Here is an 11,057-nt window from a genome sequence, read left to right as displayed (position 1 = left end):
TCAGGCCTCGATGTCGTCCGCGACGGCGCGCAGGAGCGAGGCGTACTGCTCCCCCCGCGCCTTCTCGGGGTAGCGGCCACGACGCAGGTCGTTGCCGACTCGGTCGAGGACCTTGATGAGGTCCTCGATGATGACGGCCATGTCGTCTGCGGGCTTGCGCGCCGCCTTGGCGACAGAGGGCACCGGGTCCAGCAGCTTGACGGACAGGGCCTGCGGGCCGCGGCGGCCGTCGGCGACGCCGAAGTCGACCTTCGCGCCGGGCTTCGGAGCCGTGACGCCCTCGGGCAGCGCGGAGGCGTGCAGGAAGACCTCGCCGCCGTCGTCGCTGGCGATGAACCCGAAGCCGCGCTCGGTGTCGAACCACTTGACCTTGCCGGTTGGCACGGTGAACCCCGTTCATGAGAAGAAGACGTACTGGCCACAAGGTTACCGGCCACGGCACCCGAAAATCCCCGTGCGCCGGTCGCGGAAGCCTGACCGGCCGCGCCGCGTTGCGGTGAGGATGACCCCGACCTCCCCGCGCGACCGGCTCGACGGGCTGCGCGCCGCGACCGTCGAGCGCCTCGCCGCGCTCGAGGGCGAGCACCGCGCGGTCGTCGACGCCTCACGCGACAGCAACGCGGACGACGAGCACGACCCGGAGGGCGCGACGATCGCGTTCGAGCGGGCCCAGGTCGACGCCCTCGCGCGCGACGCCGTCGAACGGCTCACCTCGATCGACGCGGCGCTCGCGCGGCTCGACGACGGGACGTACGGCATCTGCACGGTGTGCGGGGAGCCGATTGCACCGGCCCGGCTCGAGGCACGACCCACCGCGACGACGTGCGTGGGCTGCGCCGGTGCCGCCCCGCGCTGATCTGGCTGCGAAGGTCCGGCTGACCCGGTCTCAGTCGACGTCGAGGAGCTCGGCGTCGAGCAGCCCTGCGTCGACCGCGAGCGCCGCGCTGGTGCGGAGCTCGGCGAGCGCCAGCTCGTCGCCCTCGAGCCGGGATCGGACCGCGTCGTAGATCTCGCGCGCTCGGTGGGGTGCGATGTCGAGCATCTGCGTCATGCACCGCCACCACACCAGCTGCGCGTCGCCGTGGAACCCGTGGGCCCGGAGCCGCAGCAGCGCAGCGACCCCGTCGAGGACGTCCTCGCCGGGGCCGGTCGGGTCGGTGAGGCGGCGCGCGCAGTCCGCCACGCTCGCACCCGCCTGGTCGTCCCACCGCGACTGGTGGCGCAGGGTCAGGGCGTGCAGCGTCGGGTCGCCCAGGGCACCCGCGGCGACCATCGCGAGTCGGTGGACGGACCCGTCGGCGCGGCTGAGCCCGGCCCGCACGTACGGCACCGCCCGCTCGTCCCGCCGGAGCGCCAGCCCCACGAGCGCCTGGTGACGCGTGGCGACGTCGATGTCGTCGAGCCGGTCGGCGAGCGCGTCGCGCAGCTCGGGTGTGTCGACCTGCTGCCACTGCTGGCCGAGCGCGAAGCACGCCCAGTCCCGCACGTCGGGGTCGAGGTCCGCGGTCAGCCCGATCGCCGTCGCGAGCAGCTCGGCGCCCGGTTCGTCCTCGGTGAGGTAGGGCAGCTGGGCCGCCACCGCCTTGCGGACGGCCGCGCTGTCGTGACCGACGAGCGCGACGACCACTCCCGCGTCCGGCGGGCCCGCTGCCCCGATGGCGTCGCACAGATCGGCCGCGTCGACGACGGTGACGATCCTGAGTGCCATGGCGAGAGTCTGGGGGACAGAAGGTCCGTGCGTGTCCCCTTTCGCCGCCCTACCGGGTGAGCCTGATCGACTCCGCTACGCGCCCGCCGCCAGCCGGTCCATCGCGAGCGCCGCCAGCACGGCCGGGCCGACCGCCAGCGACTCCTCGGCGAACCGTGCGTGCGCGGAGTGGTTGTACGCCGCCGTCGCCGGGTCCTCGCCGACGGGTGTGGCACCGAGCGCGAGGTACGCACCCGGCACCTGCTGCAGCACGTAGGAGAAGTCCTCCGCGCCGGAGAGCGGCTGCGGCATCGTCAGGTACGCCTGCTCGCCGAAGAGTCCGCGGACCACGCCCGCGGCCCGGTCGACCTCGACGGGCGTGTTCGAGGTGACGGGGTATCCGCGCTGGTAGTCGACGGTGGCGGTCAGCCCGTGCGCCGCGGCGATCCCCTCCACCACCCGCGTCAGCCGCTCGGGCACCGCCCCGTGCGTGGTCTCGGAGAAGGTGCGGACCGTCGCCTCGAGTACCGCGGTCGACGGGATCACGTTGTCGGTGGTGCCGGCCGCGATCCTGCCCACCGTGACGACGACGGGGTCGAACACGTTGAACTGCCGGGTGACCATGGCCTGGAGCGCCAGGACGATCTCGGCCGCGACCGGCACGGGGTCGGCCGCGAGGTGCGGCATCGACCCGTGACCGCCCCGCCCGTGGACGGTGACGTGCACGGTGTCGGCGGCGGCCAGCGCGGTGCCGTACCTCGACGCGACCAGGCCGCTGGGCAGCACGGACGACAGGACGTGCAGGCCGTACGCGGCGACGACCCGTGACCCCGCCGCGTCCAGCACGCCCTCGTCGATCATCAGCCGCGCACCGTGGTCTCCCTCCTCGCCGGGCTGGAACATGAGGACGACGTCGCCGGCGATCTCGTCGCGACGGGAGGCCAGCAACCGCGCCGCACCGACGAGCCCCGCCACGTGCAGGTCGTGGCCGCACGCGTGCATGACCCCGTCGCGCTCGGAGGCGAACGGCTCACCCGAGGCCTCGGTGACCGGCAGCGCGTCCATGTCCCCGCGCAGCAGGACGGCGGGGCCGGGCCGCCCGCCGCGCAGGACCGCGACGACGGACCTGAGGCCGGCGCCGGTGCTCACCTCCAGCCCGAGCGGGGCGATCGCGTCCAGGACGAGCTGCTGGGTCACCGGGAGGTCGAGGCCGATCTCGGGGCTGCGGTGCAGGGCGCGCCGCAGCTCGACGAGCGACGGGAGCTGCGCCTCGGCGTCGGACCGGAGGCCGGCCAGCAGGTCGGAGGAGAGGGGCACGGGTGGACCTCCACGGGTGGGCTGCGAGGTGCGGGCCGTCCGAGAGTGCCAGACCCGGTCGGTCTCCCGAGCGGCACCGCGCCCGTTACCCACCAGTAGCCGAGGCCTCCGTACCCCACGCACGGCACGTAAGGTTGTGCGGATGCCCACCTTCACCGGTTATCTGCGGGAACGCAGCGACGACGAGCTCGTCGCGCTCCTGCGCAGCCGACCGGACCTGGCGTCGCCGTCGCCCGCGACCCTGTCGTCGTTGGCGGTCCGCGCCACCAGCCGGTCGAGCCTCGAGCGCGCGCTCGCCGCGGTCGACGCCAGCGTGCTGCAGGTCCTGGAAGCGGTCGTCGCCCTGTCCGAGCCCGGTCCCGTCACCGCGGCCGACCTGCCCCGCGCGATCGGCGCGACCGACGACGCGGGTGTCGCGCTGGTGGAGCGCGCCCTCCGCCTGGCGATCGTCAGCACCCTGGTCTACCCGGACTCCGAAGCCGCTGACGCCCTGCTGCCCTCCCCCGGGCTCGCCGAGATCCTCGGCCCGTACCCGGCCGGGCTCGCGCCGACGGACGCGGGGAGCCGGCGCGGGACACCCCCGGAGCCCGTCGGCCTCAACGACCTGCCGACGCTCCTCGACACCGCCCCCGCGGGCGCCCGCCCCGTGCTCGACGCCCTCCTCTGGGGCCCGCCGGTGGGGCTCGCGCCCTCGAACAGCACCGCGGCCGCCGCCGCCGTCGACTGGCTCGTCCGCCGCCACCTGCTCCTGGCCGGCGACTCCCGGCACGTCGTCATGCCCCGCGCAGTCGCGCTCGCCCTGCGCGGCGGCCGCACCCACGCCGCGCCCGTGTTCCCCCCGCCGCTGCCCGGCGACGTCCCGCACCGCAGCCACGCCCTGGTCGCGGCCGAGTCCGCGGCGGCCGGGGAGAAGATCGTGCTCCTGGTGGCCCGCCTGGTCCGGCTCTGGGAGCACACGCCCCCCGGGGTGCTGCGCGGCGGTGGCCTGGGCGTCCGCGAGCTCCGGCGGGTCGCGATGGCCCTCGAGACCGACGAGACCGAGGCCGCCTTCGTCATCGAGCTCGCCGGGGCCGCGGCCTTCATCGCCGACGACGGCGAGGACAACCCGTCGTTCGCCCCGACCGTGGCGGTCGACGAGTGGGCCGTCCGCGACGTCCCCGACCGCTGGGCCGCGCTGGCGCGCACGTGGCGGGCGACGCTGCGCACCCCGTGGCTCGTCGGCGGGCGAGACGAGCGCGGCGGCGTCCGTGCGGCGCTCGACCCCGAGCTCCAGCGCACCTGGGCCCCACGGCTGCGCCGGTCGGTGCTCGACGTCCTCGCCGAGACCCCGCCCGGCACCGCCCTCGACGCCGCGCACGTGGTCGCCGTCCTGCGCTGGCGGACCCCGCGGTCCGTGCCGCCGTCCGCCGCGGTCCAGGCGGTGCTCGTCGAGGCCGGCCGCCTCGGCATCCTCGGCGCGGGCGCGCTGTCCGACGCCGGGCGCGCCCTGCTCCTGGAGACCGCCCCGCTGGTCGGGGCGGACGCGGCCGACCCCGCCGACGCGCTCGCCGCCGCCCTGCCTCCCGCGGTCGGCGACATCCTGCTCCAGGGCGACCTCACCGGCGTCGTCCCCGGCCGGCCCAGCCCGGAGCTCGAGGACCTGCTGGACCGGACCGCGCACGTCGAGTCCCGCGGCGGCGCGCTCACGGTGCGGTTCACGCCCGACTCCGTCCGTCGCGCGCTCGACGCCGGCTCCACCGCCGACGGGCTGCTCGCCGAGCTGGCGTCGCACAGCCGCTCGGGCGTCCCGCAACCCCTCGAGTACCTGGTCCGGGACGCGGCTCGACGCCACGGTCGGCTCAGGGTCGGCTCGGCGTCCGGCTACGTGCGCGCCGACGACCCCTCACTCCTGGCCGGCCTGGTGGAAGACCCGCGGCTGGCGTCGCTCGGCCTGATCCGGCTGGCACCGACCGTCCTCGCTTCCCAGGCGCCTGCTCGCGAGCTGGTCGAGGCCCTGCGCGCGCACGGGCTCGCGCCGGTCGCGGAAGGGCCGGACGGCGAGGTCCTGCACGTCGTCTCGGCGGTGCGCCGGGTCGGGCGTCGCGCCACCGCGGGCGCCCGCCGGCGCGCGTCCGACACGGCGCCCAGCGGCGCCCGGGAGGTCCTGAGCGACGACCGCCTGCTCGCCCTCGTGCCGCAGCTGCGGCGGGCCGAGCAGGAGCGCAAGGCCGACGAGGTCGAGCGGCTGCCCGGGGCGATCCTGCCGCCACCGGTCCGACGCCCGGCCGAGCCCGCTCCGCCGCCCCCCGCACGGGCCGCGGGAACAGCCGACCCTGTGGATGCGTTGGTGCTGCTGCGCGAGGCGGCGGCCGAGAAGGCCGAGGTGTGGGTCGAGCTGGTGGGCTCGCACGGTGTGCCGCAGCGGCGCCTGCTCCGGCCTCTGCGGGTCGAGGGCGGCCGGCTGCGGGCGATCGACACCGCACGCGAGTCCGAGCTCACCGTCGCGGTGCACCGGATCGCGAGCGTCACGCGCGCCACCGAAGACGATCGTCAGGAGACTTCGTGACCAACGGCCCCCTCATCGTGCAGAGCGACAAGACGCTGCTGCTCGAGGTCGACCACGACCAGGCGGAGGCCTGCCGGCGCGCGATCGCCCCGTTCGCGGAGCTGGAGCGCGCCCCGGAGCACGTGCACACGTACCGGCTGACCCCTCTGGGCCTGTGGAACGCGCGCGCCGCGGGTCACGACGCCGAGCAGGTGGTGGACGTCCTGCTCGAGTACTCCCGCTACCCCGTGCCGCACGCCCTGCTGGTCGACGTCGCGGACATCATGTCCCGCTACGGGCGCCTGCAGCTGATCCAGGACCCGGTGCACGGCCTGATCCTGCACGCCCTGGACCCCGCGGTCCTGGTCGAGGTGGTCCGCTCCAAGCGCACGGCCGGGCTGCTCGGCGCGCGCATCGACGCGACCGACGTCGTCGTCCACCCCTCCGAGCGCGGCCACCTCAAGCAGGTCCTGCTCAAGCTCGGCTGGCCGGCCGAGGACCTGGCCGGGTACGTGAACGGCGAGGCGCACCAGATCGACCTCGTGCAGGACGACTGGCACCTGCGCCCGTACCAGCAGCAGGCCGTCGACGGCTTCTTCCACGGGGGCTCCGGCGTCGTGGTCCTGCCCTGCGGCGCCGGCAAGACGCTCGTGGGCGCCGGCGCGATGGCCCGCTCGTCGACGACCACGCTCATCCTGGTGACCAACACCGTGAGCGCCCGGCAGTGGCGCGACGAGCTGATCAAGCGCACGTCGCTCACCGAGGACGAGATCGGCGAGTACTCGGGTGCCCGCAAGGAGGTCCGCCCGGTCACCATCGCGACGTACCAGGTGCTCACCACCAAGCGGAAGGGCGTCTACACGCACCTCGAGCTGCTCGACGCCCGCGACTGGGGACTGGTCGTCTACGACGAGGTCCACCTGCTCCCGGCGCCGATCTTCCGGATGACCGCGGACCTGCAGGCGCGCCGACGGCTCGGGCTGACCGCCACCCTGGTGCGCGAGGACGGCCGCGAGGACGAGGTGTTCAGCCTCATCGGCCCCAAGCGGTTCGACGCCCCCTGGAAGGACATCGAGGCACAGGGCTACATCGCGCCCGCCGACTGCGTCGAGGTCCGCCTGACCCTCCCCGACGCCGACCGCATGGCCTACGCGGTCGCCGAGCCGGAGGAGCGGTACCGGCTGGCCGCGACGGCCAAGGGGAAGAACCGCGTGGTCGAGCAGCTGGTCGCCAAGCACGAGGGCGACCCGACGCTGGTGATCGGCCAGTACCTGGACCAGCTCCACACGCTCGCGGAGCACCTGAACGCCGACCTCATCACCGGCGAGACCACGGTGCACGAGCGCCAGCGGCTGTTCGACGCGTTCCGCTCGGGCGAGATCACCAAGCTCGTGGTCAGCAAGGTGGCCAACTTCTCGATCGACCTGCCCGAGGCGTCCGTGGCCATCCAGGTGTCCGGCTCGTTCGGCTCCCGGCAGGAGGAGGCGCAGCGGCTCGGCCGGATCATGCGGCCCAAGGGTGACGGCCGCACCGCGCACTTCTACACGGTCGTCGCCCGCGACACCGTGGACCAGGACTTCGCCGCCCACCGGCAGCGGTTCCTGGCCGAGCAGGGCTACGCGTACTCGATCGTCGACGCCGAGGACCTGGACCCCGCCACGGAGTCCGAGCGCGACTGACCGGGAACCGTCCACGGGCGTGAGCCGTTGCGGCGGGTAGTACCCACCGGAAGGATCAGTGCGTGCCCGCCCTGCGACGTCGCCTGTCCGTGCTCGTCCCGCTGCTGCTCGGAGCCCCCCTCCTGATCGGCGCCGGGCCTCTGCCGACGGTCGGCCCGCTGTCCCTCACGGGGGAGATCACGGACCAGGTCGGCGCGCTCGACGGCAGCGAGTCCGAGGTCCAGGCGGCGCTCGACCGGCTGGCGCAGGACACCTCGCTGCAGCTGTACGTCGTCTACGTCTCCGACTTCAGCGGCGCCGACCCCGTCGAGTGGGCCCAGGCGACCGCCGAGAGGTCAGGCCTCGGAGCGCAGGACGTCATCCTGGCCGTCGCCACCGAGGCACGGCGGTACGCGCTGGCCCCGGAGTCGGTCGAGGGCCTGTCCAGCTCCCAGGTCGAGGCGGCCAGTGCGGCGGCCGAGGACGCGCTGCGGGACGACGACTGGGCCGGCGCCGCCGTCGCGACCGCCGACACCCTGCGCGAGGAGGCCACCGGCTCCGGCTCGTCGGGCGGCGGTGGTGGGGGCTTCGGCACCGTGCTCGTCATCGGCCTGGTCGTCATCGCCGCACTGTTCGGCGTCTCCTGGCTCCGGTCCCGCCGACGCCAGGCCGCCGGGGTCGCGGCGCCGGGTGCACCGGCCCCCGCCGACGAGCTAGCGGCGCTCCCGACCGCCGAGCTGGACCGCCGGTCCGCGTCCGCGCTGGTGGCCGTCGACGACGCGGTCAAGGCCTCGGACGAGGAGCTCGGGTTCGCGCAGGCCCAGTTCGGACCCGATGCGACCGGTGAGTTCGAGACCGTCCTGGCCGACGCGAAGGCGCAGGTCACCGAGGCCTTCCGGCTGCGCCAGACACTCGACGACAACGTCCCCGACACCGAGCCCCAGGTGCGCGAGACCGCCACCCGCATCCTGCAGACCTGCGCCGCGGTGTCCGCGATGCTCGACGCGCAGAAAGCCGGCTTCGACCACCTGCGCGACCTCGAGGCCCACGTCGAGCAGGCCCTGGAGTCCCACGCCCGCTCGGCGGCCGCTCTGCGCCAGCGGCTCGACCCGGCACGCGTCACGGTCACGACGCTGGCCGCGACCTACCCGCCGGTGACGCTCGCCTCGGTGTCCCGCAATCCCGACCAGGCGCAGCAGCTCCTCGACGAGATCGACACCATCGTCGGCCGGGGCGAGGAGGCGGTGGGCAGCGGCCAGCGGGGCACCGCGGTCGGGTACGCGCGCGCCGCGGAGGAGGCCCTGAGCCAGGTGTCGACGCTGCTGGACGCGGTCGACCGCGCCGGGCCGGAGCTCGCCGTGATCGGCTCGCGCATCGACGCCGCGATCGCCTCGATCACCGCCGACCTCGCCGACGTGGACCGGCTCGCCCGCGACAAGCCCGAGGTCGCCGCACCCGCGCAGACGGCCCGCACCGCGGTCGAGGCCGCACGTGCCGCCCGCGCCGGCACCGGAGACCCGCTCGCGGCGATGCGCGCGATCACCGACGCCGAGGCCGCGCTCGACGCGGCCCTGGCGCCCACCCGGGACGCCGAGGAGCAGGACCGCCGCGCGCAGCGGCAGCTCGACGACCTCCTCGGCCGGCTCGAGTCCACCCTGCGCGCCACCGGCGACTTCCTCAGCACGCGCCGCGGGGCCGTCGGTCCCGAGGCACGGACCCGGCTCGCGGAGGCCGAGCGTCTCCGCCTGGTCGCCCTCGACCAGCGGCCGGTGGATGCCTCGGCGGCGCTCGCCACGGCGCAGCGCGCCGAGCAGCTGGCGCGTGAGGCGGCGGACCTCGCACAGCAGGACGTCGAGCGGGCCGACCAGCTGCAGGTCGGCGGCGGACAGCTGGGCGGCAGGGGCGGCGGGCTGAACGGCGTGGGCGGGATGGTGCTCGGCGGCATCCTGCTCGACAGCGTCCTTCGCGGCGGCGGCGGCTTCGGTGGCGGCGGCGGCTGGGGCGGCGGCGGTGGAGGAGGCGGTGGCGGCGGCTTCGGCGACGGTGGGTTCGGGGGCGGTTTCTGAGCAGCGATGGGCACGACGGCCGGGACTGTCCGGTCGACACGGACGACGAGAGGCACGAGCGATGACCGAGAAGCAGAGCGTGTTCGGGCGGATCACCCAGCTGGCCCGCGCCAACATCAACGCGCTCATCGACCAGGCCGAGGACCCGCAGAAGATGCTGGACCAGCTGGTGCGCGACTACACCAGCTCGATCGGGGAGGCCGAGCGGGCGATCGCCCAGACCATCGGCAACCTGCGCCTGGCCGAGCAGGACTACAACGAGGACGTCTCCGCGGCGCGCGAGTGGGGCAGCAAGGCGCTCGCCGCGTCCAGCCGCGCCGACCAGTACCGCTCCGCCGGGGACACCGCGAACGCCGACAAGTTCGACAACCTCGCCAAGATCGCGCTCGGCAAGCAGCTCACCGCGGAGGGCGAGGTCCGCGAGGCGGAGCCGATCATCGCGTCGCAGCGGGAGACCGTCGAGAAGCTGAAGTCCGGCCTCGCGATGATGAAGGACAAGCTCGGCCAGCTGAAGTCCCGCCGCGACACCCTCGTGGCCCGGCAGAAGTCCGCCGAGGCGCAGCAGACGGTGCAGACCGCGATCAGCTCGATCAACGTGCTGGACCCGACCAGCGAGATCGCGCGGTTCGAGGACAAGGTGCGTCGCGAGGAGGCACTGGCCCTCGGTCAGGCGGAGATCGCCGCGTCGTCCCTCGACTCGCAGTTCTCGGAGCTCGAGGCGTCCTCCGAGCAGATCGAGGTCGAGGCGCGGCTTGCCGCTCTCAAGGCCGGCAACGCACCGCAGCAGCTGGGCACCACCCGGGTCACCCCGGAGATCGAGGCCTGACGCACGACGAGAGCGCCCGACCCCTGCGTCAGGGGTCGGGCGTTCTGCTGTCGGGTCAGGCGGAGACGGGCTCCTGCGCCGTCGCGCGCACGTGCGCCGCGAACGACTCGGCGAGGGTCCGGCCGACGGCCTCGACCTCGCCCTGGCGGGCGGTGTAGGCGGCGAGCACGGCCTCGGTGTCGACGTCGTCGTGCCCGTCGGCCCAGCCGCGCAGCGTGTCCGCACCGGCCTCGGGATGGAACTGCACACCCCACGCGGAGCCGATCCGGAACGCCTGGTACGGGTACATGGCGGAGGACGCCAGCCACACCGCGCCACGGGGCAGGTCCACGACCGCGTCCGCGTGCATGCTCGGCTGCGGCGTGCTGTACCGGCCGTCGGCCAGCGCCGCGACGTCGCCGACGACGGCGTCGCCGGTCGCCTCGGGTCGCCAGCGCACGTCGACGATGCCGGCCTCGCGCCCGGGAGGGGCCGCCACCTGCACGCGACCGCCGCGGGCAGCGGCCAGCAGCTGGGCGCCGAGGCAGATGCCGAGCGTCGGGACGCCCTGGGCGCTCGCGTCGGCCAGCAGCACGCGCAGCGCGGGGAGCCACGGGGCTGTGGCGTCGTCGTAGGCGGACATGTGGCCGCCGAGCACGACGAGACCGTCGCCGACCTCGTCGGCCGCGGGAACGCTCTCACCGGCGAAGGCCGCAACGACGCGCACGTCGACGTCCAGCCACTCGCCGAAGCGGTCGAGCGGGACGTCGGGGGAGCTCTGGATCACGGTGACGACCGGTCGGGGGCCACCGGAGAAGGGGAGGGTCACGCGCAGACGGTACCCCTGCACTACCGGAATCCTGCAAGAAACGACCGTCCGGTCTGTCCCGGTCTGTCCCGGTCGGCCACCTTTGCCGACCGGATGAACCTGTCACGCGTGCGCGTCATCGCACTCGAACCAACCCCGCATTCACCCAGCGAACTCCCAGGATCCGGGCGG

At 74.7% G+C, this 11,057-nt stretch carries 9 protein-coding genes; 5 read left to right on the top strand and 4 right to left on the bottom strand.

Translation table 11 applies throughout. The features are described from left to right. Positions 1 to 384 carry a cold-shock protein gene (locus AC1DXT_RS03790; protein ID WP_056085661.1) on the bottom strand — a complete coding sequence of 128 codons (384 nt, stop codon included), beginning with the start codon at positions 382 to 384 and terminating at the stop codon, positions 1 to 3. A gap of 118 nt (positions 385 to 502) precedes the next feature. On the opposite strand from AC1DXT_RS03790, the gene AC1DXT_RS03785 reads away from it, so the two are divergent. Continuing rightward, positions 503 to 856: a TraR/DksA family transcriptional regulator gene (locus AC1DXT_RS03785; protein ID WP_477060021.1), complete on the top strand. Its 354-nt coding sequence runs from the start codon at positions 503 to 505 to the stop codon at positions 854 to 856. Positions 857 to 886: 30 nt separating this feature from the next. On the opposite strand, the gene AC1DXT_RS03780 is transcribed toward AC1DXT_RS03785, so the two are convergent. After that, on the bottom strand, positions 887 to 1,708 hold the full coding sequence (locus AC1DXT_RS03780) for a HEAT repeat domain-containing protein (protein WP_477060020.1): 822 nt from the start codon (positions 1,706 to 1,708) through the stop codon (positions 887 to 889). Positions 1,709 to 1,783: 75 nt separating this feature from the next. Then, positions 1,784 to 3,004 carry a M20 metallopeptidase family protein gene (locus AC1DXT_RS03775; protein ID WP_477060019.1) on the bottom strand — a complete coding sequence of 407 codons (1,221 nt, stop codon included), beginning with the start codon at positions 3,002 to 3,004 and terminating at the stop codon, positions 1,784 to 1,786. 142 nt (positions 3,005 to 3,146) lie between these two features. Here AC1DXT_RS03775 and AC1DXT_RS03770 point away from each other — a divergent pair, with 142 nt between their 5' ends. From AC1DXT_RS03770 to AC1DXT_RS03755, 4 genes are all read left to right on the top strand, one after another. Continuing rightward, on the top strand, positions 3,147 to 5,549 hold the full coding sequence (locus tag AC1DXT_RS03770; protein WP_477060018.1) for a helicase-associated domain-containing protein: 2,403 nt from the start codon (positions 3,147 to 3,149) through the stop codon (positions 5,547 to 5,549). Next, positions 5,546 to 7,207 (top strand): DNA repair helicase XPB, encoded by a 1,662-nt coding sequence (locus AC1DXT_RS03765; RefSeq protein ID WP_477060017.1) that lies wholly within the window; start codon positions 5,546 to 5,548, stop codon positions 7,205 to 7,207. Before AC1DXT_RS03770 ends, AC1DXT_RS03765 begins: the two co-directional genes overlap by 4 nt. Before the next feature lie 62 nt (positions 7,208 to 7,269). Next, positions 7,270 to 9,252 carry a TPM domain-containing protein gene (locus AC1DXT_RS03760; protein WP_477060016.1) on the top strand — a complete coding sequence of 661 codons (1,983 nt, stop codon included), beginning with the start codon at positions 7,270 to 7,272 and terminating at the stop codon, positions 9,250 to 9,252. A gap of 61 nt (positions 9,253 to 9,313) precedes the next feature. Further along, on the top strand, positions 9,314 to 10,078 hold the full coding sequence (locus AC1DXT_RS03755; RefSeq protein WP_477060015.1) for a PspA/IM30 family protein: 765 nt from the start codon (positions 9,314 to 9,316) through the stop codon (positions 10,076 to 10,078). Positions 10,079 to 10,133: 55 nt separating this feature from the next. Here AC1DXT_RS03755 and AC1DXT_RS03750 read toward each other — a convergent pair whose 3' ends face one another. Beyond that, a complete protein-coding gene (locus tag AC1DXT_RS03750) occupies positions 10,134 to 10,886 on the bottom strand; it encodes a type 1 glutamine amidotransferase (RefSeq protein ID WP_477060014.1) in 753 nt (250 codons plus the stop codon). Positions 10,887 to 11,057 lie beyond the last annotated feature (171 nt).

This window comes from Cellulomonas sp. P1_G12_2, from assembly GCF_056405535.1.
The sequence above is the reverse complement of the archived record's forward strand: the minus strand, read 5'-3'. Positions and strand labels throughout refer to the sequence as shown.